29 protein-coding genes and 1 pseudogene are annotated in these 24,580 nt (G+C 67.4%); 12 read left to right on the top strand and 18 right to left on the bottom strand.

Translation table 11 applies throughout. The features are described from left to right. Positions 1 to 215: 215 nt before the first annotated feature. Both DDF67_RS13200 and ku read left to right on the top strand, forming a co-directional pair. The gene (locus DDF67_RS13200; RefSeq protein ID WP_109101343.1) at positions 216 to 446 is read left to right on the top strand and encodes a DUF5961 family protein; all 231 of its coding nucleotides are present in this window, start codon (positions 216 to 218) and stop codon (positions 444 to 446) included. Positions 447 to 533: 87 nt separating this feature from the next. Continuing rightward, a pseudogene (gene ku / locus DDF67_RS13195) lies at positions 534 to 1,415 on the top strand (non-homologous end joining protein Ku). Here ku and DDF67_RS13190 read toward each other — a convergent pair. Beyond that, positions 1,412 to 1,594, bottom strand: coding sequence for a hypothetical protein (locus tag DDF67_RS13190; RefSeq protein WP_101714532.1), 183 nt, complete (start codon positions 1,592 to 1,594; stop codon positions 1,412 to 1,414). The pseudogene ku and the gene DDF67_RS13190 sit on opposite strands and share 4 nt — an antisense overlap. Before the next feature lie 98 nt (positions 1,595 to 1,692). Here DDF67_RS13190 and DDF67_RS13185 point away from each other — a divergent pair, with 98 nt between their 5' ends. Beyond that, positions 1,693 to 2,469 (top strand): exodeoxyribonuclease III, encoded by a 777-nt coding sequence (locus DDF67_RS13185; protein ID WP_109101342.1) that lies wholly within the window; start codon positions 1,693 to 1,695, stop codon positions 2,467 to 2,469. A 36-nt stretch (positions 2,470 to 2,505) separates the two neighbouring features. Here DDF67_RS13185 and mobQ read toward each other — a convergent pair whose 3' ends face one another. After that, a complete protein-coding gene (gene mobQ, locus DDF67_RS13180) occupies positions 2,506 to 4,017 on the bottom strand; it encodes a MobQ family relaxase (RefSeq protein ID WP_109101341.1) in 1,512 nt (503 codons plus the stop codon). A gap of 213 nt (positions 4,018 to 4,230) precedes the next feature. On the opposite strand from mobQ, the gene DDF67_RS13175 reads away from it, so the two are divergent. Next, positions 4,231 to 4,794, top strand: a complete 564-nt coding sequence (locus DDF67_RS13175; protein ID WP_109101340.1) for a hypothetical protein — start codon at positions 4,231 to 4,233, stop codon at positions 4,792 to 4,794. Between the two features lie 11 nt (positions 4,795 to 4,805). On the opposite strand, the gene DDF67_RS13170 is transcribed toward DDF67_RS13175, so the two are convergent. The 10 genes from DDF67_RS13170 to DDF67_RS13125 form a co-directional block, all read right to left on the bottom strand. Further along, positions 4,806 to 5,135: an F-actin-capping protein subunit alpha gene (locus DDF67_RS13170; RefSeq protein WP_109101339.1), complete on the bottom strand. Its 330-nt coding sequence runs from the start codon at positions 5,133 to 5,135 to the stop codon at positions 4,806 to 4,808. A 1,373-nt stretch (positions 5,136 to 6,508) separates the two neighbouring features. Then, complete coding sequence (locus tag DDF67_RS13165) at positions 6,509 to 7,162, bottom strand: cell wall hydrolase (RefSeq protein WP_109101338.1); 654 nt, start codon at positions 7,160 to 7,162, stop codon at positions 6,509 to 6,511. Positions 7,163 to 7,173: 11 nt separating this feature from the next. Next, the gene (locus tag DDF67_RS13160) at positions 7,174 to 7,677 is read right to left on the bottom strand and encodes a S26 family signal peptidase (protein ID WP_109101337.1); all 504 of its coding nucleotides are present in this window, start codon (positions 7,675 to 7,677) and stop codon (positions 7,174 to 7,176) included. Positions 7,678 to 8,665: 988 nt separating this feature from the next. After that, positions 8,666 to 9,622: a replication initiator protein A gene (locus DDF67_RS13155; RefSeq protein ID WP_109101336.1), complete on the bottom strand. Its 957-nt coding sequence runs from the start codon at positions 9,620 to 9,622 to the stop codon at positions 8,666 to 8,668. Between the two features lie 159 nt (positions 9,623 to 9,781). Beyond that, positions 9,782 to 10,258, bottom strand: coding sequence for a hypothetical protein (locus DDF67_RS13150; RefSeq protein ID WP_109101335.1), 477 nt, complete (start codon positions 10,256 to 10,258; stop codon positions 9,782 to 9,784). A 16-nt stretch (positions 10,259 to 10,274) separates the two neighbouring features. Beyond that, the gene (locus DDF67_RS13145) at positions 10,275 to 10,934 is read right to left on the bottom strand and encodes a ParA family protein (RefSeq protein ID WP_109101334.1); all 660 of its coding nucleotides are present in this window, start codon (positions 10,932 to 10,934) and stop codon (positions 10,275 to 10,277) included. Positions 10,935 to 11,396: 462 nt separating this feature from the next. After that, the gene (locus tag DDF67_RS13140) at positions 11,397 to 12,416 is read right to left on the bottom strand and encodes a DUF1612 domain-containing protein (RefSeq protein WP_146198026.1); all 1,020 of its coding nucleotides are present in this window, start codon (positions 12,414 to 12,416) and stop codon (positions 11,397 to 11,399) included. 118 nt (positions 12,417 to 12,534) lie between these two features. Continuing rightward, positions 12,535 to 12,912: a single-stranded DNA-binding protein gene (locus tag DDF67_RS13135; protein ID WP_109101332.1), complete on the bottom strand. Its 378-nt coding sequence runs from the start codon at positions 12,910 to 12,912 to the stop codon at positions 12,535 to 12,537. A gap of 727 nt (positions 12,913 to 13,639) precedes the next feature. Beyond that, a complete protein-coding gene (locus DDF67_RS13130) occupies positions 13,640 to 14,581 on the bottom strand; it encodes a DUF2493 domain-containing protein (RefSeq protein WP_109101331.1) in 942 nt (313 codons plus the stop codon). A 181-nt stretch (positions 14,582 to 14,762) separates the two neighbouring features. Beyond that, positions 14,763 to 15,317, bottom strand: a complete 555-nt coding sequence (locus tag DDF67_RS13125; protein ID WP_109101330.1) for a GcrA family cell cycle regulator — start codon at positions 15,315 to 15,317, stop codon at positions 14,763 to 14,765. Between the two features lie 334 nt (positions 15,318 to 15,651). Here DDF67_RS13125 and DDF67_RS13120 point away from each other — a divergent pair, with 334 nt between their 5' ends. Beyond that, entirely contained in the window at positions 15,652 to 16,578 is a 927-nt protein-coding gene (locus DDF67_RS13120; RefSeq protein WP_109101329.1) for a HEPN domain-containing protein, read from the top strand. A 197-nt stretch (positions 16,579 to 16,775) separates the two neighbouring features. On the opposite strand, the gene DDF67_RS13115 is transcribed toward DDF67_RS13120, so the two are convergent. Further along, complete coding sequence (locus DDF67_RS13115) at positions 16,776 to 17,027, bottom strand: hypothetical protein (protein WP_109101328.1); 252 nt, start codon at positions 17,025 to 17,027, stop codon at positions 16,776 to 16,778. Between the two features lie 173 nt (positions 17,028 to 17,200). Here DDF67_RS13115 and DDF67_RS13110 point away from each other — a divergent pair, with 173 nt between their 5' ends. The 3 genes from DDF67_RS13110 (at position 17,201) to DDF67_RS13095 (ending at position 19,558) form a co-directional block, all read left to right on the top strand. Then, positions 17,201 to 17,815 (top strand): 3'-5' exonuclease, encoded by a 615-nt coding sequence (locus DDF67_RS13110; RefSeq protein WP_233247651.1) that lies wholly within the window; start codon positions 17,201 to 17,203, stop codon positions 17,813 to 17,815. Between the two features lie 273 nt (positions 17,816 to 18,088). Then, positions 18,089 to 18,283, top strand: a complete 195-nt coding sequence (locus tag DDF67_RS13100; protein ID WP_109101325.1) for a DUF3606 domain-containing protein — start codon at positions 18,089 to 18,091, stop codon at positions 18,281 to 18,283. 258 nt (positions 18,284 to 18,541) lie between these two features. Next, on the top strand, positions 18,542 to 19,558 hold the full coding sequence (locus DDF67_RS13095; protein WP_158278043.1) for a sensor histidine kinase: 1,017 nt from the start codon (positions 18,542 to 18,544) through the stop codon (positions 19,556 to 19,558). A 357-nt stretch (positions 19,559 to 19,915) separates the two neighbouring features. Here the strand turns inward: DDF67_RS13095 and DDF67_RS13090 are convergent, their stop codons facing one another. The 4 genes from DDF67_RS13090 to DDF67_RS13075 are packed head-to-tail and all read right to left on the bottom strand — an operon-like array spanning position 19,916 to position 20,932. Further along, positions 19,916 to 20,122, bottom strand: a complete 207-nt coding sequence (locus DDF67_RS13090; RefSeq protein WP_109101323.1) for a hypothetical protein — start codon at positions 20,120 to 20,122, stop codon at positions 19,916 to 19,918. 41 nt (positions 20,123 to 20,163) lie between these two features. After that, on the bottom strand, positions 20,164 to 20,346 hold the full coding sequence (locus DDF67_RS13085; RefSeq protein WP_109101322.1) for a hypothetical protein: 183 nt from the start codon (positions 20,344 to 20,346) through the stop codon (positions 20,164 to 20,166). Between the two features lie 27 nt (positions 20,347 to 20,373). Further along, positions 20,374 to 20,655: a hypothetical protein gene (locus DDF67_RS13080; protein ID WP_233247650.1), complete on the bottom strand. Its 282-nt coding sequence runs from the start codon at positions 20,653 to 20,655 to the stop codon at positions 20,374 to 20,376. A 22-nt stretch (positions 20,656 to 20,677) separates the two neighbouring features. Beyond that, on the bottom strand, positions 20,678 to 20,932 hold the full coding sequence (locus DDF67_RS13075; protein WP_109101321.1) for a hypothetical protein: 255 nt from the start codon (positions 20,930 to 20,932) through the stop codon (positions 20,678 to 20,680). A 254-nt stretch (positions 20,933 to 21,186) separates the two neighbouring features. On the opposite strand from DDF67_RS13075, the gene DDF67_RS13070 reads away from it, so the two are divergent. Continuing rightward, positions 21,187 to 21,798 (top strand): transglutaminase-like domain-containing protein, encoded by a 612-nt coding sequence (locus tag DDF67_RS13070; RefSeq protein WP_233247649.1) that lies wholly within the window; start codon positions 21,187 to 21,189, stop codon positions 21,796 to 21,798. Between the two features lie 24 nt (positions 21,799 to 21,822). Then, positions 21,823 to 21,969 carry a hypothetical protein gene (locus DDF67_RS26080; RefSeq protein WP_233247648.1) on the top strand — a complete coding sequence of 49 codons (147 nt, stop codon included), beginning with the start codon at positions 21,823 to 21,825 and terminating at the stop codon, positions 21,967 to 21,969. A gap of 458 nt (positions 21,970 to 22,427) precedes the next feature. Here the strand turns inward: DDF67_RS26080 and DDF67_RS13065 are convergent, their stop codons facing one another. Next, the gene (locus tag DDF67_RS13065) at positions 22,428 to 23,339 is read right to left on the bottom strand and encodes a LysR family transcriptional regulator (RefSeq protein WP_109101320.1); all 912 of its coding nucleotides are present in this window, start codon (positions 23,337 to 23,339) and stop codon (positions 22,428 to 22,430) included. 96 nt (positions 23,340 to 23,435) lie between these two features. On the opposite strand from DDF67_RS13065, the gene DDF67_RS13060 reads away from it, so the two are divergent. Together DDF67_RS13060 and DDF67_RS13055 are read left to right on the top strand one after the other, a co-directional pair. Further along, positions 23,436 to 24,227: an SDR family NAD(P)-dependent oxidoreductase gene (locus tag DDF67_RS13060; RefSeq protein WP_109101319.1), complete on the top strand. Its 792-nt coding sequence runs from the start codon at positions 23,436 to 23,438 to the stop codon at positions 24,225 to 24,227. A gap of 2 nt (positions 24,228 to 24,229) precedes the next feature. Further along, positions 24,230 to 24,526, top strand: coding sequence for a putative quinol monooxygenase (locus DDF67_RS13055; protein WP_109101318.1), 297 nt, complete (start codon positions 24,230 to 24,232; stop codon positions 24,524 to 24,526). Positions 24,527 to 24,580 lie beyond the last annotated feature (54 nt).

Here is a 24,580-nt window from a genome sequence, read left to right as displayed (position 1 = left end):
TCATTCTCTTGATATGGGGACGGCCCTTGGATTTTCGAGAGGTTGGCTGGCCCGCGGGCGCGAGAGGGCGAGCACGACGGACCGGCTTTCCCGTCCGCCAAACTCGCGCCACGGACGGTCTCTTAGCGCCCGATGCGGCTGCCAAGTCTTTCCCCAGACGACGGGGCGGAATCCTTTCGCCACGCGAGGCGTTGTCTCGTCGCCAGGAGATCGCCATGCCCGACACCCAGACCTATCGCGTCCATGCGCGCGGCGAAGAGGCAAGCCACGGCCATGCGGTCGACGCCGTCAGCTTCGAGGATGCGGCGGTGGCCTTTGTCGAGCTCTGGCATCCGCCCGTCGACGCCGACAACGAAGTCTCGCTGATCGTGAGGGAGACCGAGAGCGGCGTGGAGCACTGCTTCCGCATCGACCTGGGCAGCGGCGAGGCTGCCCCCTGCCAGTGAAGGCCGGCCAGAACGAATCACCCCTTGCCCCGTTGAGTCGAGTCTTCGCGGCCCGGCGATCCTGCCGGCCCCTACGGAAGCAAGACCATGGCCGGCTACCGTCCTACCTGGCAGGGACACCTTCGCCTTTCGCTCGTCACCTGCCCGGTGGCGCTCTACACCGCGACCAATTCCGGCGGCGAGGTCCATTTCAACCTGATCAATCCGGAGACTAACAACCGGATCAAGATGGTCACCACCGACCCCGACACCGGGCCGGTCGAGCGCTCCAGCCTGGTCAAGGGCTACGAGTTCGAGAAGGGGCGGTATGTCCTGCTGTCCAACGAGGAGATCGCCTCGGTCAAGCTGGAGAGCACCAAGACCATCGACATCGAGCGGTTCGTGCCCGAGACCGACATCGATCGCATCTACTGGGACAATCCCTATTAGCTCGCGCCCGACGGCAAGCTGGCCCAGGAAGCCTTCAGCGTCATCCGCGAGGCCATGGCGCGTTCGGGCCAGATCGCGCTGGGCCGCGTGGTCATGTCGACCCGCGAGCGCCTGCTGGCCCTGGAGCCGCGCGGCAGGGGCATCCTGGCCTATACCCTGCGCACCGATGCGGAGGTCCGCGCCGAGGACGAGATTTTCGGGGCGATCAGCGACAAGGCGCCGGACGCGGCGATGATCTCAATCGCCGAAAAGATCATCCAGCAGCAGGAAGGTCCGTTCGACCCCAGCCAGTTCACCGACCGCTACGAGGAGGCGCTGAAGGCCCTGATCGCCGACAAGCGCAAGGGCCACAAGGTGGCCAAGGTCGCCGAGCCGGACGACACCAATGTCGTCGACCTGATGGCGCTGCGCGCCAGCCTTGGCGGCGCGCCCGGCGCCAAGGCAAAGCTCACGAAGGCCGCGGCCAAGGCCACCGGCAGATCGAAGGCGACAGCCGCGCCGGCGCCCGCCAAGGCGCCGGCGCGCCGCAAGGCCGGCTAGGCCTTCTGGCGATCGCCCTTGTCGCCCTGGCCGCGTCCGGCGTCATGGCTGGAGTGGCGGCGCTGGTCGGCGGCGGACGACTTGCCGACATCGACCTCTTCGGAGAAGCGGCCCTCGTCGTCGCGGCGGACATAGCGCTTGTCGCCCGGCGTCGGCTCGATCAGTTCGCGTTTGGACATGGTGGTCGGTCTCCCTTTCGGAAGACGAATCCGCGGGCCGGCCAAACCGTTCCGCGGCCGTCCGGGAACGGAGCGGCGATTGCGCCGGTTGTGCTGTCGTGCTGATCGCCACCTTGAACATCAACAACGTCCTGGGCCGGTTCGATTCGCTGATCGAATGGCTGGACGACGCCCAGCCCGACGTGGTCTGCCTCCAGGAACTTAAGGCCGAACAGGGGCGATTTCCGGCCGAGGCCTTGGAGCAGATGGGCTACGGCGCGGTCTGGAAGGGCCAGCGGACTTGGAATGGCGTGGCGATCCTGGCCCGCGGCATGACCCCGATCCTGACCCGCACCGCCCTGCCCGGCGAGCCCGATTCCTCGCAGAGCCGATACATCGAGGCGGCCGTGGGCGGCGTGCTGATCGGCTGCCTCTACCTGCCCAACGGCAATCCCGTTCCCGGCCCCAAATTCGACTACAAGCTGGCCTGGTTCGAGGCGCTGCTGGCCCATGCCCAGGATCTCCTGACCACGGGGGCTCCAGTCGTGCTGGCCGGCGACTACAACGTCGTGCCGACCGAGGCCGACATCTATCCCAACCATTCCTATGGCGGCGACGCCCTGCTGCGCCCTGAAAGCCGCGCGGCGTTCCAACGGTTGCTGGCCCAAGGCTGGACCGACGCGCTGCGCGCCGTGCATCCGAACGCCGCGCGGTGGACCTATTGGTCCTATCTCCGGGAGCGCTGGCCCAGGGACAAAGGCCTGCGCATCGATCATCTGCTTCTTTCGCCGGACTTGGCCGACCAACTCGAAGACGCCGGTGTCGATCGATGGGTGCGCGGGCTCGACGGCGCGAGCGATCACGCTCCCGCGTGGATCAGCCTCACCGGTAAATAGGCCGACGCGTGCGCATCCTGAACGCGGCGCGATCGCCTAGCGATCTGGCCCCGATGGCTCGCGCCCTGGCGACAAGCCCTTGCCGCGCGCGAGGGCGAGCACTTGGCTCAGCCCCTTCTCCTGCGCGGCGACGGGGTGGCGGCCGATGGCCTCGATCACCCGTCGATCGACTTCGCGCACCGCCTGGCCCACCCCGAGACACATCTGTGAGGCCGTAACCAGGGTCTCTTCGCCGAGCGCCTGGGCGACCATTAGCCGCGTGCGGGTGCGCGCCACCGCCTCTATGCGCTTGTCGGCCCGCTTGATCTTGCGCTCCAGGGTCCGCCCTTCCCGGCGTGCGGCCTCGGCCGCCTGCTTTTCCGGATCCAGCCGCGCGGCCAGAAAGGCGCGGCCTTCGGGCCCGCTCAGCCAGTCGCGGCGCACGGCGTAGCGGATCTCGGCCAGGCGCGCGGCCTGCTTGGCCCGCGCCAGCGCGTTGAGTTCGGCATGCGCCGCCCAGATCATCCGCGCCGGATTGCGCACCCAGCGGACCAGGGTCGAGCGTCGGGCGCGTCCCTTGGCGATGCGGCGTTCGGTGGCCTCAAGGCGCGCTCTCGCGATCGCCCGGGCCGCGGAGGCCTCGGCCAGCACCTCGCGCACGATGTCGCCCGCCCGCGGCGGGGCCGGACGCAGCAGACGCGCCAGGTCGCGGGCCCAGCCGTCGCGCTCGCCAACCATGGTGGCGTGGATCGCCTCGAACTCCCGGATCACCGCCCCGATCGGATAGGGCCCGCGCTCCAGGCCCGCCGACAGGCGGTCTTCCAGGTCGCGTAGCTTGGCCGGCCCGTCCTTGCGCGCCTGGTTGCGCTCGGTCACGCGGCGATTGATGTCGCCGCGATCGGAGCCCTCGCCGCGCCGCTCCATGCCCGACGCCGCCGGCCCCAGATGGATGGTCGGCTCCTTCTCCTCGCCCTGGTCGGCCAGGCTGTGATGAGTAACCTGAGGCGCATTCTGACCCAGGTGCTGGCGCAGATGCTGGTTCTGGATTTCGCACCACTCCAGCCTCAGCGCCTTGACCGCGTCGGGATTGTCCCACTCGCGCCCCTTGAGACCGAAGCCTCCGGGGGTCACGCGGCGGGTGGTGACCAGAATGTGCGCGTGATGATTGCGTTGGTCGCCGTGCGCGTCGGGATCGTGCAGGGCGTAATCGGCGATCATGCCGCGAGCCACCAAGCTCTGCTGGACGAAGGCCCGGACCAGGGCATGGCGCTGGACGCCATTGAGCTCGTGCGGCAGCGAGATCAGCACCTCCCGCGCGGTCCGCGAGTCCGCCCGCTTGTCGGCCGCCTCCGCGGCGTTCCACAGGGTCTCGCGATCGCCGAACGACGCCGGGGCGGTGTCCGGGGCCATGACGCCAGAAAACGCCATCCCGCCTTTGGCGGTGTAGTCGAATGTCATTTCCAGGCGCTTGTCGTGCAGGCTGGTCGCGGCGCGATAGGCGGCGGCCGCGACGGCCGAGCGGCCGTTCCCGCGCTTGATCGCCTGAACCTCGAGCCGGAACTGCGCCACCGGGTCTCCTCGTCCAAATCGCGCCTCTGCGCTCAGGATCGCTAAGGGGCTTGCCCCTTGGCTGTCGGCGTCATCCCGATGACGCCGGCCGCAGGCATTGCTTGCAATGCATAACTGCGCCCTTGTCACCATCAACGTGTCAGGGGTACGCTCCTACCTGCCCGAAATCAAGTCTCCGCCCGTGCCCCCGCCCACCTCAATCGGCCCGACGCCATGCCAGTCGACCACGCCTCCCCCGCTGTCCGTCCCCGCCGACAAGCCGAGAGCGACGCCGCCCGCCAGCGTCGGCTCCAGGCCCTCGAAGTCGCCCTAGCCGATCGCGAGCATCGGGCCAAAGAGGCGCTATCGGGCCTGCGCGGCACGCTCCCGCGCAACCGGGGTCACGTCACGCCGCTGGCCAAGATCAAGGACGACGAGGAACGGCTGGCGGTTTGGCGCGCCCGGGTCGAGCGCCTGGAAGCCTTGCTCGACCAGACCGAGCGCAAGCGCGAGACGCGAGCCAAGATCGTGCTCAGCACAACCCTGCTGGCACAGGCGGCCGAGGATCCCGACGACCCGCTGCTGGCGCGACTGCAGGCCATCGTCGACGCTCGGGTGCATCGCCCCCGCGACCGACTGGCGATCGCCGAGACCCTGGGCCTGGCCATCGCGCCGGTGCGTGCGCGGCCTGTTCCCGACCTGCCAGACTTCGACGCCCTGGCCGACGAGATCCTGCGCGAGGACGCCGTAGCCCCCGTTACCCCCTCGCCGCCTCGAAGGCGCAAAAAAGGGGGCTGACGCCCCCTTCCCTATTGACGGGCTTCGGCCTCCCACCGCTCGAACATCTGTTCGAGGGCCTCGTCGCACTCGGCCCTCAGTTGATCGGCGGTCTTGGCCTCGGGTGGAAAGTCGACGGCGATGCTCGTCACGGCCAGATGGTCGAAAGTAATGACCCAGCTCAGCCGAGGATCATCGCGATCGGCGGCATGCCGCGCCAGCACCGCCTCGCGATCGTCCGACCAGCTGCGGATGTAGCCGCCGCCCAGCAGGTAGAACGTCGAGCTGTACCGTGGCTGGCCGCTGGCGATGTGGGCCTCGATCAGCTCACGCTCGACGAGGTTGAATGAGGTCTTGGACATGGGACAACTCCGGCTGGATCGACGCTCCCCTTGAGCGCCTTTGTCCCTCACCTCCTGTCGGGCCCCGGCCCGTCACCGCAGGGGCCGCGCAGAGCGCGGCCCCGGAGGGGAACCCGCGCCAGCGGGTTGACGGGCTGGGTGACAGGATAAACTTGGAAGAGGCGCCCCCAGGCTCAGTCGGGCCGGCTACGCCGTCGCCAGTCGACGGCGGCGAGATCCCCTGGGGATCTCGTCAGTCCGGACCGCCGCGCCCGTGGGACGCGAGGGCGACGGACGCCACGGCGCGCCGCCATCGGCGGCCGCCCGCGTCCGGGAGCCTCGCGCGCCGCGCCTGTCAGTAGGACCGCCTCGCCCAGGCCCGCTGACGGGCCAGCGAGGCCGGCCGCCGGACTCCCAACACGCGCGGGGGAAAAGGCCCCGGACGATGGGTCGTCAGGCGCGGCGCCCATCAAGCCCACCCGTCCGTGGGACGACCGCAAGAGGCGGGGAACCTCGCGCCCGCCACGCCGGCGCGCCGAGCGACGGTCCCCGACCGGCGGCGGCCTGGCTCGAGGCCAGGCCCAGCAACCCAAGTCGCAGAGGGGGTCGCTCGATCCGCGACTGGCCATCCCGTCGCCAACCGTCCGTCGGCGACAAAAGGGGGGCCAGGCCCCCCGGGTCAGTCGCCGACATAGCCGTCCATGCGGCTCGCCTGCCACTGCTCAAAGAACAGGTGCTCCACCAGGACGCCGCAAGCGTTGCGCATGTCCTACTCATCCAGGATCGCCCAGGTCTTCTCGGCGCCCATCGCGTCCCACAGCGCCTGCACGCGTGCCCGCTCCCGGGCGCGATCCTCGGCCTCAGCACTATGCAGGGCAGCGCCAGCGCGCTGAGATGAAACTGCCAGCACCAGACGTGCTCGTCGAACGCCTCGCCGCCGAGAACGGGCTCGGCCGCGCGCAGCACCAGCGGAGCCTTCCGCGCCGAACGCGTCGTGAAGAGATTGAACACCGTGAAACCTCCAGGCCGCCGCTCCGCGTGAGCGACGTTGAACCCGAGGGCCACGGACGGGTCCCGCAGTCACCGCAGCGACCGCGCCAGCAGACGCGAAGGGGAACGGCGCAGCCGTTGACTTCAGGTCGTCTGTGACACGATGGGAAGACGTCGCCAACAGACTCAGTAGGGCGGGCCCCGCCGTCGCCAGACGACGGCGGCGAGATCGCATGGCGATCGCGTCAGCCCGACCGCGCCCCCCAGCCTGACGCGGGATCGACGGGCGCCAGGGCGAAGCCGCCAGCGGCGGCGCCCGCCAGCGCCCCTGAAGATCCGGACCCCGGCGCTTGCCGCAGGACCGCCGCGTCCGGGCCGCAGGCCGGCGAGGCCGTCTGGGCCCCTCAACGCAGGGAGCCGTCCGGCAGGACGATAAGGCCCCTGGCGCCCGACGCCGGCGCCGTCTCCGCCGACGGCCTCGGCACGAAGAGCGCCGCGGGCTCGGAAGCCGCCGCGGGCGGGCGCGCCACCTCCCTCGCCGCGTAGAAGGCGTGGTCGCCGATCACGGCGCTGGGCGTGCGCCCGCCGAAATGCACCAGGCGCGAAGAGACCTGACCAGAGGCCGCCCGCGTGGCGACGATCCTGGGATTTTGGAAATAGAGGGCTCCGCCGGTCGGGTCCGGTGCGCGGCCTTCCAGGACGAGATTGACGAGGGTGTCGATCCGGGCGCGCTGCACGGGACTAGCGACCGGCAGAGCACGCCAGTCGCCGCCGGCCCGAAGCACCGGCTCGAACTGGGCCCGGGCGTTGAGCACCTGGTCGATGCTGGTCCCCCAGCGTCCGTCGGCGAGCCGGTTGAGGATGGTGTAGACGACCGCCAGCAGCCCGCTGTCGCCCTGATTGGCGGCCTCGGCCACCACCACGCGGGCCAGGCCCTCGCGCGCGCCCGGCGCGGCCAAGGCGGCGACCACGTCGCTCCGGACACCGTCCGTCGTATCCTGGGCCTGGGCGATACCGCCTTGAAGGCTCAGGAAGAGGCCCAGGAGGCCACAAAGCATCGCGCGCGACGTCACGGACCCCAAGTCCAGATCGGGGCGTAGACGCCGAGAATCTCCGCGTCGAGGACCGGGCCGTAATAGCGGCTGTCGAAACTGTTCGGAATGCGTCCCGAGAACACCACCCATTCCCCGGCCGATAGCCGGCGGCAGCCGCGCCAGCGCGGCAACGGACGACCAGCTCGGTCGCGCTCGGCGATGGGCCCCAGCCTGCGTCCCTCGACCACCAGCTGGGCGCCGGCGCAGACCTCGGCCCCCTCCCCGGCCATCACGGCCTTGAGGATGCTGCCACGGGCGCGGCCAGGCTGAGCCGACCGCAGATAATCCATCGCCGCCGGCGGCGGTCGGAAGGCGATCAGCGTCCCTGGAGCGGGCGCGCCCTGAACGCGCCGATAGAACCCCGGCGGTTCGCTGGGCGAGGTGTTCAACAGCACCAGCGGGGCGTCGAGCAGCGCGGCCCCCGCCGCCAGGGGGGCGGGGATCAAGGCGGCCAGGACCAGGAGACCGGAAACGCGCATGACGGCAAGCCTTCCCTACCCCGAGCCGCCGGGGCAATCCCCCAGATTTCGGGGGATTGCGTCCCTGGTCCGCGGCGGTGTGGTGAGGCCGCAGATCACGTCGCTGCAGTGAAGGTCGCCATGTGGCCGCTTCTGTCCCGCGCGGTGAGCCGGGACAGATCGGTGGCGCGGCAAATTGCGCGACCGTTCCACCCGCAGGCTTTGGCCGGTGGGTGTTCCCCCGCGCTTAGGCTTTGCATCCCGAGCCGGGGGATCAGGGCCCTCTTTTGGCCCTGCTTCTCCCGGCGGCGCTTCAGCTGCGCCGTTAGAGATATTGTTATGAAAGAGGTTAGATAAGTTAAGAGGGCCGAACGGGGCGAAATCGTGATTTGGAACAGTCACTTACCGACACCCCCGGTGTGTGAAACACCGTCGGATGGTGTCTGATCCCCCGATATTGCGGTGGGCGTTCCCCCGCCGCTAAGGTGGGCGATCTCCCGGAGCCGTCCACAGACCCGGCGGCTTTGACCAGGTGTGTGAAACCCCGACGGACCGAAAATCCCCTCCGGTGGGTGAAACCCCGAAACAATTCATCGTTTTTCGATGCAGGGGCCCGCAATATCGGGGCTTTCGCCGGCTCAGTGAGGCCCGGGTGTGTGAAATCCCGAAACCTGGCCCGCTTCCGCGGCTCCGAGCGTGTCTGGGTGTGTGAAATCCCGACGAACGGGGAGTCTGACGGTGGGTGAAACCCCGATGGATCCGCTCGGGACCGGTGTGCGAAACCCCGAAGAGCTTTGTGGACGAGGGCGATAGCGAAAATGACGATCAAAATCGCCGTCGTAGCCGGATTTTAACGGTCCATTTACCAAATTGGCGGGCGCCGGACACGACTCCGGTGTGTGAAATCCCGTCTCTCGGCGGCCTCCCGCGAGATTAAGTCGTCACGACAAAAGCTTGATTCGCCACGGAAACGCCGCTTGCGGTGTGTGAAAGCCCGTTAGCCTGCGCCTCAGGTCACGCGCCGCTTGGCCCAAGGATCAAGGAGCCCATCAACCTCATCGGCGCGGCGATCTTCACGCTCGCGCCGCCGACGCGTGGCGTCTTCGGCCTCCAGCTCGGCCTGGATCTGGACGCGCTCGACGGCCGATCGCCGGATGAAGCGCACCGCCGGCGAGCCATCGCCCGCCGTCACGTATGACAGGTCGTACTCGGGCAGTTCGTTGGCCTCGACGATCTTGCGCATCATCCGGTTGAACTCTTTGGGGACGCTGTCCGAACCGGTCTTCTCGTGCAGCAGGCTTACCCGGCACGTCCAACCCTCGTCCTGATCGCCGGCGTGCTTGCGGGCGATCCGGTAGATCGCCCGCTCCAGCCCCCCCGAGAGGTGGAAATAGTCGGGGTGCATGGTCAGCACCGACTTTTCGTTGATGATCCCCTCATAGACCCAGTCCGACAGGGTGATCTTCAGAGCGATCGGCTTTTCGGTGACGGGATCAACCTCAACCTCCCAGCTGTCGAGCCAGGAGAAGCGGCGGTCGCGGCCCTTCTTGGCCCGGATCGAGGTGGAGATGGTCGTGGTCTGCAGGCGGTCCAGGGCCGCCTTCAGGTCGTTGTAGTCCTTGCCTCCGGTGTCGCGCTGGATAGAGCGCAGGAGGTCATAGGCGGTGACCTTCAGCGATCGGGGGACGTCGTTGCGGCCCTCGGCCTTGATCCGGTTGAGGGCGCTGGCCGCCCAGATCAGGATGTCGGCGTCCCAGATCGTGGCCATGCCGTAGGCGGGCACGGCCTCGACCTTCACCGCGACCTCGCCGTCGCCGCTCCTGTACTCAATCGGCTTGAGACGCTTGCGCTTCTGCAGCGAGAAGAACGGACGCTCCATCGTCTCGCGCTGATCCTTCAGCGCGACATCCCGCATCAACGGGATGAAGAGGTCGAACTGGTTGTTGCGGTCCTTGGGGGCCGTCATGCGCCCTGCCCTACTCTGACGATCGTCTTGGGTAGCCCGATTCGACCCGCGTCCTCGCGCGATGGTCTTATTGACGCACCCAAGACGCCCTAAGGAGAAATGGGCAAAGCCCCATTTGCCCTTTTACCCATTTACTCATTTGACCATTTACCCAGAACCCTATTTCCGAATTCTGCGCCCATCTTCGGGAAGGTTGGCCAGATCGACCGGATAGCCCTTCTCAGCCAGAGCTTCGAGGACCAGGTACTTGACCGTCACCCGGCGCCTGACCGCGTCCAGCTTCAGCGCGGTCGACAGCTCATCGTCGATCGCGAACTTCAGCGAGGTCTCTCGATCGGAAAAGTCGGCCGCCGGAGCCGGCTTGACTGGTTTGGCCTTGGAAGCGGGCCGCGCCACCGGCGCGACAGATGCGAGCTTCGGAGCCGGCGGCGGCGGCGCGACCGCGACGGGCGTCGACTTGGCCTCTGATGGAGCCTCGGCCGGGGCCGGCGCCGCAGCGCTCGGCGGCGCGCTGGTGGTTCGGGCGAAGCCTAGGTCTTCGGTGGCCTTTCGCAAGGCTTCGGCGGACCCGGCGTCATTGATCGGACGAGGGCGCGGCGCGGGCTGGAAGGCCGGTCGGACGGTTTTCTCGGTCATGAACTCCCCTCCCCTGTCAGGCCGCCTGGGCCTGGCTGGCGAGCGCTTCGAGCAGTTCGGCCAGGACCGCGGCGATCTCCTTGGCGGCCTTGGGCTCGCCGCCGGGCGCGCTGGGCGTCATGCCCGTGAAGTGGATCTGCTGATAGGCGGCGCGCTGGATGATCTCGGTGTTGAGAACCGGAATGTTGTTGTCGCGGATCTCCTGGCGCGCGTGGCCGGCCACGCGGCTGTAGAGCGGGTTCATCTGGCTGAATACGACACGGGCCGGGATGCCGCGCTTGAGCATTTTTTCAGCGCGCTTGACCACCTCATAGGTCCGGTAGACCTCCTGCAGGTCCATTCCCGAGATCTTGGTCGGGATCAGGACCATGTCGCTTTCGGCGATGGCGTAGGTCACCGCCTGGGAGGCCGCGCCCTCAAGGTCCACGAAGACCAGGGCGTACTCGCTGGCGGCGTTGGCGATCACGTCCTGGATCTTGGTCTCGTTGGCCTCGCTAAGCACGGTGACATTACAGTCCTCGCCCGCACGCTCGCGCCAGCTGGCGACGTGGCCGTTGGGATCCCCGTCGACGATGGCCACCGAGCCGCCCTGCCGGGCGAAGGCGTCGGCCAGGCACATGACCAAGGTGGTCTTGCCCACCCCGCCCTTCGTCGAACACACGCTGATGACCGCCATGGGGAAGCTCCCTTGTGAGGCAATGGGCAACTAGGCAAATAGGATCTTGGGTGTCACCTTTTGCCCGAGTGAGGATATGGGCAATTGGTGAACAGGGCTTTAACCCAAGTGGGTAAATGGGCGTCCGTATATTTGCGGCAAACCACTTTTCCACAAAAACCCGCTACACCAAAACCGCAAAAGACCGTCACCCCGAATAGGCAAGCGCGGCTCTACGCCAAATCCCATTTGGTGATTACCACTCTAGCCCAATTACCCAAGTCCGCAAGACGGGCGAATCTCGCTTGCTGATTTGGGTAAACCCCCAAAGGGGCATTTGCCCTCTTGCCCTGATGGGAATGAGGGAAGGTTGGGCGGCCCCGAAAGCCGCGCATCGTTGGCTGAACTGCTTCGCCTATCCGCGCAACACCCCAGACCCCAAAAGCGTATTTCCCCATTTGCCCTCTTGGGCGAAACCCCGCGCTAGAGCCGCCACGCGCGATAGCGAGACCGGCCGCTGACCTCCATCACCGACGCACCCAGATTCGCAAGAAGGCGACGGGCGGTATGGCCAGCCACGCCCAGATGCTTGGCCGCCATCGGGGCGCTGACCAGAGGCCTGGCGAGGAGCAGGTCGACCAGATCCGCCGAACGGTCGTCGGCCCGCCGGTCACCGACGCGCCTGAGAACCACCTGCCGCGCCAGTTCCAGACGCTTTATCTCGCCCAAGCCCATCTCGGCGCCGACGGCGATAACGTTCAGCCAATAGGCAAGGCGGGCCACGGTCGTGGCGGCGATAAAGCCTCGCGGCGGCTGCAGTTTGGTCCGGCGCGGCGCTTCGAGGCCCAAAAGGCATGAGCGCGTCCGCCCTGACGCCCGCAAGGCGTGGGCGACCATGACCCCACCGACATAGTTCTGACGGGGCAGGGGGTTGACCAGTCGCCACCCCTCCAGGGCGAGGGCTGCGCGAAGCAAGGCCGGCGCCCGCTCGGGCAGGCGACGGGTCCACTGGATCCATTCATCAACCGCCTCGAGGGCATCGGCCGTCTCCCCACGGCTCAGCGTGCGGACCTGATGGACGAGCTCGGCGATCAGATCGCGGTGTCCCGCGGCCGACCCGTCCGGACCCGCGGCCGCCGCAAGGGGGGAGGGGGGCAGGGCCGGCGCCTCGCCGCGATGGCCCGAGAGCCAGGCGGCGCCTTGCGCGGTCAGCAGCTCGGGGCCCAGACCCCTGGCCCTGCGACGCGCCCGAACCAGGCCGTAGGTCGCCCGCAGGGCCTGGTCGGGCAGGCGAGCGTCCATCTCCGCATCGTGGAGGATCAGGTCCTCCATGTCGACGATCTCGCCGCTGAGCCAGCCCCAGGCGTTGGCCTCCATGAAGTCGACGCGCGTGGCCCAGCCCTCGGCGAAGCCGCAGGTCTGGGCGCGCGCGTCGAGTCGGCTGACGCTGTCCTCGGCCCGAGCGAGGTTCAGAAAAAGCCCTTCGACGGAAGCGTCCAACACGCCCGATTTCCCCAAGCAAACGTCAAGTCTGGGTGACGCACACTTATAGTCGCTACCTGTGCGTTACGCTATGGTCGAAGTTCGGCCCGCCCCGATGTCCGGGGCGGGCCGGTCAGCTTCAGCCTTCTTCGCCAGGCTCAGGCTCGGGGTTGGTCTCGGGACGATCGAGCGACTTCAGTTCATGGCCAGGACCGGCGACGACGATCTTGGCGAAGTAGTGCTTCTGGCCCTTGTCGTCGGTGTACTGTTCGTGGCGGATCTCGCCCTCGACATAGACCTTCGTGCCCTTCGCCAGGACCCGGCCCTCCAGCCACTTCACCGTGCCGGGGCTCCAGATCTCGACCTGGTGCCAGGTGGTGAAGTCCTGCCGCTCGCCTTCCTTCTTGGTGTAGCGGCTGGTGGCCACCCGCAGCACCGCGTACTTCTTGCCCTTGTGGGTGGTGCGGATCTCGCTGTCCGCGCCGGTGAAGCCGATCAGTTGAGCCTTGTTCAGCATGGTCTTTCTCCGTCTCCCGCCGGGAGAAGCCCCGGCGGTCCGCGGCCCTCGCCGCGATCACGGGCCCTGGCAGGGCGGGGACGAAGGGACGGGCCCAAGCCCGCGGCGGCTGGACACCGGCCTGCACGGCGCGCAGCGCAGGAAGGCCGGAGGCTCCGGCCAGAGCGCCTGGCCCCGCCAGGTCGGCTTGGACCCGGACCGCCCCGCCCTAGGGACGACGTGATCGATCGCGGCGCGGTCGCGCCCCTCCGGGCCTCGACAGCCCGGGAGCCGAAAGACCTGCTGACCCAAGGCTCGACCGGCTTGCCGGCGCGTCCAGGGAGTTCCCCGGGGGACAGGGGGACAGGGGGACAGGGGGACACGGTGCTGCAAAGCCCCAAGCCGTGGCCAAGGGCCACCGCGGCCGCGACGTCGCCGCCCCAGGACGAGGCGGGCGCGACGCGCGAGACAGGGCAGGGGAGAGGAGGAGGGGACCTGGCCAGGACCGTCAGGTCCGTCGAGGCCAGATCCCCGACGCCAGCCGACGACACGGCGGACGCTCCTTTCCGTCCTCGTCGTCGCCTCAGACCTGGCACGCCAGGACGCCGCGCGAACGAATCGCCAACCCCAAGCTGTCGTGGTCGGCAGGCCGGCGCCCGCAAGATCTGGGCGGGCGTTCCCGGTTCATTCCCCCCCCGCCCCAAACGACGACACGGCGCGGCGACGACCGCCGCGCCGTGCGGCGGCCCTAACGGGCCGCCTTGATCGCCACGCAGCGCACACCGCGCTCGGCCGCTTTCTGGGCGAGGTTGAGGGCCGGACCGAAGGGCCGCGCCGCCTCGTGCGGGTGTGGTTGCAGGCTGGCCGCGAGGGTCAGGACGCAGACCGGCTCCAGCTCGAGCAGGGCGTCATTGGCCTTGAACGGAGCGGCTCGACCGGCGCGGTCGAAATCAGGCTTGGCCAGGACGAGCTTGACCCGCTTCTGTCGGGCCCAGCTGATGGCCAGCTTCTCGCCGCCGCGCGCGCCGCAGGTGGCCAGGGCCATGTCCGGCCAGGTCTCCAGCGCCCAGTTGAGGGCGTCAAAGATCCGTCCGCCGTCGGCGGCGGTATCGGCTCCCGGCGCGGCGCGGAAGGCGACCACGGCGCTGCCCGGATCGAGCGCCTGGCTGCGCCGGGCCTTCATCGCCCGCAGGGCCTCGCGCGCCTCGACCTGGGCGGCGGTGACCCGGGAGGGGCGCACGCTGCCGCGCCACGGCGTCCAGACCTCGCCGGTGGCCACCCGATAGGCCTCGGCGGCGGCGTCGCGCACCAGGTCGGCGGCCATGACCGCCACGTCGGCCGCGCGGGTCTTGCGGGTGGCGGCCTGCAGGTCGGTGTCGGCCACCTCCGAGGCGTCGAAGTCACGCAGCAGACGGCGGACCTCGTCACGCCCGCGATCGGCCTCACGGTCGATGCGCTGGGAGGCCGAATGGAAGGCTCCGATCAAGGCCTCGCAGAGCACGGCCTGGAAATCCTCCAGGGCGGTGTCGCCGACGAGGTCGAGCAGTTCGGTCATCAGCGCCTGGCCCACCTGGACGAGGGCCGCCTCGGGCGGATGGGGACGCGGATCGTCCAGCTCGAGCGCCTGGGCCTCGAGCGGGCTGAGATGTCCGGTCGCGGGACCGGGGAGGGAAGGGGACTGGAAGGTCACGGGACGGCTCCCTTGGGCTTGAGGTCGCAACGAGCCCTTCGGCTCGCGACCGCCCCGCGCCGACGGTCGGGGGCCGCCGCAGGGGCTTTGAGCGCAGCGTCCCTTGCGGCGGCCCCCGGACGGTGGCGAGGTCGCCGCAGCCAAGGGCGTTGCGCCCCAGGACCGCCGCCGGATCCAGCCTTCAGGCCGCGCAGCGACCCGCCCCCGCCGGCGCCCGTCCGCTCGCGACCCGGACGGGCGTGGCCCGATAGGCCCTGGCCCGATGGTCGTCGCAGTAGGGCCCTAGGGGCGCCGACGCGCCGCACCAGCTGAAGGCGGCGTCCTTGGGATCGCCGATCGGCCAGCGGCAGGCCCGGCGGGGCAGGGCGGTCAGATCGGCCACCCGGCCAATCGCCTCGACAACACTCGCGGGACGCCGGCGCACGGCCGCGGCCGACGCGCCGCCAGAGGGCGGCTCGGGGGTCGGCGGCCGCGGACACCGGGGGACCGGCGCCTTGCGCGGCCGTGCGGCTCTGGCCGGTATGGTGGCGCGCCGGCCGGGCGGGGAGGGTGGGCTGCCGCCCGCCAGGCCCAGGCGATGGCTCTTGCCGATCACGGCGTTGCGGCTGACGCCGCCCAGGGCCTTGGCGATCTGGCTTGCGCTAAGCCCTTGCAACAACAGCGCGTTAAGGCGTTCGACGCGCGCCTCGGACCAGACTGAGCCAGCCTTGGCGAAAACAGAATTGGAAGACGACATGGCAAGGACTCTTGGCCCGCGCGCCCGATCGGCGCGCCCGCCCGGTCCCTGGCTCCCCCTTGCCAAAACCCCCAAAATTTCGGGTATTGCCCCCGCGCCTCAGGTCCACCTAAAGTCGATCCAACCCGAGGGTTCGCCGTCGGGATCGGGCCGGACGCTCGTCAGAGCGGACGCCGGCCGGGTGGCCGTCGCTCTGTACAAGCCCTCGGGCCAAAGGCGGCGGCGCATGTGGTTCACATGTTCTCAACGCCCGGCTACCGCCCGCAAACTGCGGGTCCAACGCCGGCGCAAGAGCCTTGTCCCGCCCGCCGCCCTCGGCGAGACTCACGGAACGATGAAGTCGAATCTCGATCACCTCCCGGACCGCCAGCAGGAAGAGCTGACCGCCATCACCGGCCACCTGCTGCGCGGCTTCGAGACGGCCACGGCCGGCGGAACCTCGACCTGGCGCCGCTACGCCAAGATCCACAAGATCATCCTGTTCGGCAGCTATGCCCGCGGCGACTTCGTCGACGAACCCGAGAACGGCTATCTGTCGGATTTCGACATCCTGGTGGTGGTCAGCGACGAGAAGCTGACCGACATCGCCGACTACTGGTACGAGACCGAGCAGAAGATCCTGCACGACCCCACCATCGGCCGGATCGTCAACCTCCTGGTCAACGACCTCGAGGACATCAACAAGAGCCTGGACGCGGGGCTCTACTTCTTCCGCGAAGTCATCGACCAGGGGATCGTGCTTTACGAGGTCCCCGGCCACGCCTTCAACCCGCTGAAGCCGCTGACCCCTCTGGCCGCGCTGGAACTCGCCAGCCAGTACTTCCAAGATCAAATCGACGCGATCGAAACGAGCCTCGAACGCGCGGGCGATGCGATTGCCAAAGGCCAGATTAAGGACTGGCCACAGAAGGCCGCCTTTGACCTACACCAAGCCACAGAGGCGGCCTATATCGCCGTACTGCAGGTAACCGGCTTCTACGCGCCCCGATCACATAACATCAAGTTCTTGCGGTCACAGGCCGAAGCCAAAGCGCCAGCCCTGACGGCCGCCTGGCCGCGCGACACGCGCGACCAGCGCAAACCGTTCGAGAAGCTCAAGCGAGCCTATGTCGACGCGCGCTACAACAAAGCCTCTTACAAAATCTCGACGGCCGAACTTTCAGACCTGAAGCGGACGGTCGAAGCACTGATTGGTTTAGTTCGCAGTGTCTGCGGCGCCCGCCTGTCCCAATTGGCCCACGCAGCCGGCCAGATCCCCTGAGCCCACGTCAGGGATCGCCACCCGCATGGGCCGAGACCCGCACTGCTATCGGGACGGGTCTCGGGGCGGCCCCGCCGCCTAGAGCCCGTCTCCAAACCAGGCGGCCGGCGCTGATGTCCAGTCAGGTGCCAGCTAACGGCTCAAGCGTGATCTCAACGCCTGGATCGAGCACCCGGCCGGATCGCTCCAACCCCAGCCTAGTGGCAGGTCGGGGTAGCGAAATGCTCGGCGAGATAGGCCTTGATGAGATCGGCCCCCTCCCGCCAAAGCGCGTCGGCCGCCTCGACGTCGGCCGCCGCGTCCATCTCCCGCGTGATCCGCTCGACGGTACGGCCCAAACGCCGATAGGCCTCGACCTGCACCAGCGTCAGGCGACCCGACTTGAGGTCGTCACGGATCATCATAATCCGTGCGAGCAACACATCGGCCTCGTCGTGCTGATCGTCCACCCGTCCAGCGCCTCGCAATCCAGAACCACCCCGGCCCCAATCATCCCCATCCGCCCGCCGTCCACAAGTCCCCCGGCGGTATGGCAGGATGGCCAAACGAATCCTCCGGACGCCTATGCCCAACGCCGCGCCGACATCCCCCGATCAGCTCGACCTTGCCGCCCTTCGAGACTATGGCCGCCCGGCTGGAAGCCAGGATCACAGGCATCACCGACGCCATTGTCGCGGGTCACCGCCTCGATCCGCAGCAGGTCGCCGCCTTCATCGCTCCGGCCGTGATCGTCGTCGCCCACAACGCCGCGTTCGACCGTCCCATCGTCGAACGCCTCACCGAGGCCTTCAAACTCAAGGGCTGGCCCTGCTCTATGAGCCAGGTCGACTGGAAAGAGGAGGGGGCCGACAGCGCCAAGCTCTCCGCCCTGGCCAGCTGGTGTGGTTTCTTCTTCGACGGCCACCGCGCCGAGAACGACTGCCTAGCCGGCCTGGAAGTCCTGACTCCGCTCGCCGGCGGCCGCACCGCCCTGGCCCACCTGCTCGAGACGGCCCGCCAGCCCATCTGGCGGATTACCGCCGCCAACTCGCCGTTCGAGCAGAAGGACAAGCTCAAGGCCCGCGGCTACCGCTGGAACGGTGACGACTCCGCCGGCCCCAAGGCCTGGTACAGAGACGTCGCCGACGCCGGCCGCGAAGCCGAACTTCTGTTCCTGACTCAGGAAATTTACGGCTACGACCCCGGCCTGACCCCACGCCGCATCACCGCCTTCGAGCGATTTTCGGACCGAACGTGACTCATCGCTTCCGTTGGGAAGGTCCGCTTCCTGGCGGCTGCGAAGCCTGGGCGACGTCGGTCCGGTATGGTCATCATCGAAGCTGCGGGCGCAGCCCCCGCAACCGCCGAGGGGGACCTTTTCCTGCTGGCCACGTTGTTATGCCTGGACGGCGCATTCGAGGTGGTCAGCGTGACAGTCCATGAGGGTGGGTGGCGCGCAAGCTGTCCGGCTCGCGAACGCGACAAGCGCGTTTTTTTGAAGCTCTGAACTCTTTGTCCGAAAGGCCGCCCCATGTGCGACAACATCGATTTCAGCGGCGCAGGCGATCGGGCGAGGATCAAGCCCAATGAGCCGATGGAGGTCCGCTACTGGACTGAGCGGTTCAATGTCACCGAGGAGGTCCTGCTGAAGGCCATCCAGCTAGTCGGCGCCGACGCCGAAGCCGTGCAGGCTCACCTCAAATCAAGTTCGGCGGGCGGCGGATGACGGGAGGCTGAGCGGGACAAGGCCGCCGAGGCGTTCGCCGAACTGTATGCGCCGCGGCTCGCGGGCGGGGCCGTTTCTGGTTGGCCTCGCGGGGCAGTTAAGCTCGTTGGCCTTGTCGCGGGAAGTTCTACGGCTGGCGGCAATATTGCGGGCTCGGGAGATAATCGCGGAGCTTATATCGCAAAATCCGAGAGATGATGGGGCCGAAGCCACATCCAAGCGTTGTCAAACCAGTTCCCTAAAATGATCGGCTCACCTGTGCTCACCGACCCGGCTCTCGCGGCCCTGATCATCGAGAATGCACGGGACTTCGCTATCCTTACGCTGACTCCCGATGGGATGATCACCAGTTGGAGCCCGGGAGCCGAGCGAATAACTGGCTACACGCCCCGTGCGGCGATCGGTCAAAGCATCGATATTCTCCTGACGGCGCCGGATCTTGCGGCGGGCGTCGGCGCGCTCGAGATCAGCACGGCCTTTAACCGTGGCCGCGCCGAGGACAGCCGCTGGCATGTCCGGCGGGATAAGGAATGGTTCTGGGCAAACGGGGTCATGGTGCCGTTCCAGCATGCGGGAGAGTGCGCGCTGCTGAAGATCATGCGTGACGAGACGCCCGCCAAGCTGGCCGCCGAGCATCGCATTCTCCTTCTCAACGAGCTCAACCATCGGATCAAGAATACTCTTGCGACCGTCCAGTCGGTGACTGAGCAAACCCTGCGCGCCGGCGGCGTCGCAGCGGGCACGCGGCAGAGCCTGACGGGACGGCTGATGGCGCTCTCCAAAGTTCACGACGTACTGACCCAGGAGAGCTGGGCTAGCGCGGATCTTGCCGAGGTGGTCGGCAAGGCTGTTGCGCCGTTTCAGGTCGCTGAGCCTGTTATCGGGATTTCCGGTCCACCTGTCCGGTTGAGCCCCAACCTCGCGGTCGCGATCTCGCTCGCGCTGCATGAACTGGCTACCAACGCCAACAAGTTCGGAGCGCTAAACCGCCCCGGCGGCCGGGTTGAGGTTAGCTGGACCGATGCTCACGATGGCGAAGGGCAGCGCTTCCTAAACTTTCTTTGGCGGGAATCTGGGGGGCCGCCAGTGAGCCCTCCTGAACGGCGCGGATTTGGTGCTCGACTTCTGTCGCGGGTCTTCGCCGACGCCCGCGGCGAGGCTCGGCTGGATTTTGCCGCGTCGGGCGTATGCTGCGTGATAACTCTCCCGCTTTCAGAAGATGGCGAGACGCCGATACTGAAAGTTGCGCAAGATCCTCGCGGCTTGGCTTTCTAGAAAGCTGAGATCATGCGGCGAAAGCCAGGCCCGAGAAGGGCGCGCCCCTACGGCGAAACGGTAGCGCATGTTTTTGAGCACGGCCGCAGGCAGGATGGTGCTTCACGGCCGGTTGGAGCGTCCAGTCCTCGGAACTGTCCCACCGACCGCAACTGGCGTGAGATGGCATGGAAGTTGCCATCGCTCACTGGCCAAGCGGATGACTTCAAGACATTGGCTCACCTCTTGGTGAGAACGGTTAGGTCGCCGGCTGTAAGGGCAAGATCAGAGTTGCACCTCACAGCAACGCAGCGGAAGTCGACGGCGCGATGACTTAGCACATGTAGCTGGCGCGCTACCTTGCAAAGCTCTTCCGTTTTAGATCGCGAAACCATTCTCGCCGGAGATCCGGATTTGGCAGGCATGGCCTTCCTCAATTCGCTTTCTGGCCCGACGCATGGCCGAAGCCTTGGCGATATCCTTGTCGGGCGAGGCGCCAAAGAAGAGACCTGCCTCTTCCGCCGCCCATAGGCCGTCGTTGCGGCAGACCGTGATGACAATGCGATCGATCGGGGGCTGTTTCATGGGTGTCCTGTTGTCGGGGCCGATAGTGGCTGGCGACCGCACTAGGCATCGCGATGCCGGGAAGGGCGCGAGGCGTTGAACGCTTCGTCGGAAAAACGACGCCCAAGCTCGTCGGTCAGACCGCCAACTTGCGACGTCAGGTCGTTCAACTGGCGCTGAAGTTCATCGCAGCGCTGGCGAAGCTGGTCGCATTCGTCGCGAAGGCGCAGCAGGTCCTCGCTCATGCATCACCTCGCCAAGCGGTTGCGGCTTCAGTCCGGACCGTTCCGGTCCTGGTGCTTGCCAAGGTAGTTCAGGCCGTCGTTAGTCGGGCGCCAGCCACCACGGCCATGGTGCGCAAGGCCGAGCACGGCCAGCTCTTGGACGTGCCGGATATTGACCGCATCGAGCGCTCCGGTGCGCAGGCGACGCTCCAACTGGCGAAGCGCGCGGTAGGCGCCTAGCGACAGCTGGCTGGGCCCAGTGTCGCACGCGGCGTCCGGCACAAGGCTCAGCACCTGTGAGGTTGCGGTGAGGTCTACAGGTTCGGGCATCTGCGACTCCTGGTGTCGCAGCTCAGCGACGCTGTTGATGGCCGGGGCGCCGTGATGGGCTGCGGCTGGCCCGCAAACGCGCGATCATGGCGCGGCGCAGATCCCGCCCTCGGGCGGCCATCGGCCGGGCATCAGATGGCGCAGCGAAGGCGTCGATCAGGGTCTCGTGGACCAGGAACCGAGCCGCGTTGGGATCGGGCAGAAATCGATCAGCCAGGCGCTGAAGGTCATGAGACAGCATCATGACTTGGAGATTGCGCTGATGGTGAGACAGCATCTGGATGTTTCCTTCCCTTGAAGAGGTGAAACCGAATGACGCGTCCCTGTTATCGAAGGATTTACCAGCGATCCCGTTTAATTTTCGGCGATGTTATGGCGCGGCGGAAAAATCATCGCCGCACCTTATATTTTCGTATCATACAATTATATTGAAGGCATTGCCAGGATCGACCGGATCCTTTCCTCTATTTATTTTCATTGAACTCGCGCTGGCATCGCGTGAGCGGCGGCGTTGCCGCCTGAAGGGCGTGCATGCGTTTCCAGGTCGAAGCCTCCCTCACCTACGATTTTGCAGCGCCATGCGAAGTTCTTCTGCTGGTCGAAGCCGCGCACGGGCGGGACCAGCAGGTGACGTCGGATGCGCTCACCTTCTGGCCGCCCGCACCGGCCCGCCGTATCGATGACCCGTCGACAGGCGAGCGCCGTACGGTGTTCGCAGCTTCGGGCAGGATCAACGCGCTCTATCGCGCCACGGTCGAGACGGCGGCGTCCGATCATGGGCTGGCTGGCGCGGAGGAAACGGCGATCGCAGACCTGCCGAGTGAAGTGCTGCCTTACCTTCGGGCCAGCCGTTACAGCCCCTCGGATCGACTGATGCGCTTCGTCGAGCGGGAGGTCGGCGGTTTGCGCGGCGGGGAAAAGGTCGCCGCGATCCTGGCCTGGATCGCCGAGCATGTGGACTATCGCGCCGGGGTCAGTCACGCCGCGACGACAGCGGTCGACACTCTCGTCGACCGCGCCGGCGTTTGCCGAGACTTCAGCCATTTGGCGATCGCGCTCTGTCGGGCGGGCAATATCCCGGCTCGAGCTGTCAGCGGGTACGCGTGGAGGCTGGAGCCGCCCGATCTCCATGCCGTGGCCTAGATCTATCTCGGTGGCCGCTGGCGATTGGTCGACCCCTCCGGCCTTGCTCCGCTCGAGGGTCTTGTTCGGGTCGCGACAGGCCGTGACGCTGCGGACATCGCGTTCATGACGATCTTCGGCGCCGCGACGCTCGTCGAGCAGCACTTCAGCATCGACAGGGTCGGCGGGTGAGGTCGTGACTGCGCGCAGAAGCCACCGGGGCCTGCCCGATACGCTCGGGCCATTCCACTATCAGTTTCGGCCCGGTCAGGCTGGGCGCTTTGGCACAGTCCTGATCCGAGCGCCCGCCGGGGCGCCGCTGCCGGCGTGCGGCGATGCGATCACCCTGACGACCCGCGACTGTTACGACGCCGAGTTCGAGGTGACGCAGGTCGATCAAGATGGCGAGGGGTGGCGGATCGGATGTGAGCGCAGACCACGATAGAAGTTCGCGAACCACACGATTTTGGCGGGCTAGGCCTGAAAGCGTTTATGGCCTCCATCTCAGCAGCCGCCAATTGGAAGGGCCGTTAAAGGTCGATCTCGCCCGTACGCATGGCGGGCTAAAAGTCGTGTTCTTGGAGAGGTGCCAACGTCGGCAACTGGCGCAGCCCCGCTCCTAGCTTGCAGGGCGCACTCGATGCTCCCCCTCATACGAACAACGACAAACTAGAAACCCATCTCGCCAGATGGTCGACGAATGCCTTCACCCGAGCCGGTGCTGGGCCACCTCCGACATAGATGGCATGCATCAGTTCCAGGTCGCCGGGATTGAATGTCTCCAGCAACGGCACGAGGGCGCCTTTGGCGATGTCGTCGGCGACGTGGAAGTAGCCCAGGCGCGCCACGCCGCAGCCCTGCAGCGTCATCTGCCGCAGGGTCTCACCGTTGTTCACCTTGATCGAGCCTGCCACGGCCTGTTCGCTCACTGCGCCGTCGATCTTGACGGGCCAACCCGGCCTGGCCCGCCGGAAGTTGAAAGTCAGGCAATCGTGAGCGCTTAGGTCGGCGGGCGTGCTCGGTGTACCGCGTCGCGCCAGATAGTCGGGAGCGGCGCAGATGACGCGGCGGCTCTGGCCGAGCTTGCGGGCGATCAGCGCGCTGTCGGGCAGGTTGCCCATGCGCACGGCGACATCCGCCTGCTGCGCCAACAGGTCGACGACGTCGTCGGTGAAGCTGAGACTGACGGTGACGCCAGGATTCTGCTCCAGGAATGACGGTATCGCCGGTGCCACGACGAGCCGACCGAAGGGCAGGGTTGCATTGACCGACAGGCTGCCACGGATCGCGCCGCTGCCGGCCGCCTCGTCGGCCTCGGCCATCTCGCGCAGGATACTCTGAGCGGCCTCGAAGTAGGCTGCGCCTTCTTCGGTCAGGCTCACGGCCCGCGTCGTGCGGGTGAGAAGCCGGGCGCCTAGCCGGGCTTCCAGACGGGCCAGGACCTTTGACACGGCCGATGAGGTGAGACCCAGGCTGCGCCCGGCCGCGGAAAATCCGCCATCGGTCACGATGCGCGCGAACACCTCCATCTCCCCTGATCGCTCCATAAGAATGCGCGGCATTGCGTCCCTCTGGGAATAGTCGCTGTTCCTAATGGGGACGTAGTTAGCTGCCTGTCCGGGATCTACCTAGTGCGCATCGCAGATTGGAGACCCCAAATGGACCTCAAGATCAAAGGCAAGACCGCACTGGTGACCGGTTCGACGGCCGGCATCGGCCTGGAGATCGCCCGCAAGCTGGCCGAAGAAGGCGCCCATGTCGTTCTGACCGGCCGCGACGCCGCCAAACTGGACACGGCGATCCAGGACGTGCGCAGCGCTTCGGGGCTGTCCGTCACCGGCGTGGCGCCCGACGTCACGACCGCCGAGGGCGCAGCCGCCGTCATCGCCAAGCACGCCGACGTCGACATCCTCGTCAACAACCTGGGCATCTACGAGAGCAAGCCCTTCGCGGAGATCAGCGACGCCGATTGGCTGCGCTATTTCGACATCAACGTGATGAGCGGCGTGCGCCTCAGCCGTCACTACTTTCCGCGCATGCTGGAGCGCAGGACCGGCCGCGTAGTGTTCGTGTCGAGCGAAACCGGCGTCGCCGTCGATCCGGGCATGATCCACTACGCCATGACCAAGACCGCGCAGCTGTCGATCGCGCGCGGCATGGCGGGCCTGACGCGTGGAACGGCTGTCACGGTCAACTCCGTCATGCCGGGCCCTACGCGCTCGGACGGCATCGTCGCCTTCCTCAAGAGCGTCGCCAGCAAGCCCGACGCGACGGCGCAAGAAGCCGAAGCCGAGTTCTTCGCCGGCGCTCGGTCGGGGTCTCTGCTCCAGCGCATGATCGAGGCCGAAGAGATCGCCAGTCTGGTGGCCTATCTGGCCAGTCCCATCTCGGCCGCGACTAACGGCGCGGCGATCCGCGTCGAGGGCGGCCTGATCAATTCGCTGGCCTAGTCATGACCGCCCCCTTGCAAGTGATCGCCGTCGCCGCTGCGGCGGAGGGACGCGAGGCCGAGTTGCGCGCGGCGCAGCTTCGGCTGGTGCAGGAGACCCGCCGCGAGCCTGGCTGCCTTCGCTATGAGCTCAACCAGTCGCTGGACGACCCACGCATCCTGATCTTCACCGAGACTTGGGAGAGCGAAGCCCACTGGCGCGCGCACATGCAGGGGGCCGCCATCCAGCGGTTTCAGGCCAGCGGCGCGGGCCAGATGATCGCCGATTTCAGCCTGTTTCGGGCCACGCGGCTCGAGTGAGGCGGCTGAGGCTCCTGCGGCCGGGCGTCCTCGGCCGCGGCGCTCGCCGCTTTC

This window comes from Caulobacter endophyticus (assembly GCF_003116815.1).
Lineage (GTDB): Bacteria > Pseudomonadota > Alphaproteobacteria > Caulobacterales > Caulobacteraceae > Caulobacter > Caulobacter endophyticus.
Note: the sequence above shows the minus strand (reverse complement) of the source record. Positions and strands in the feature narration are given on the sequence as shown.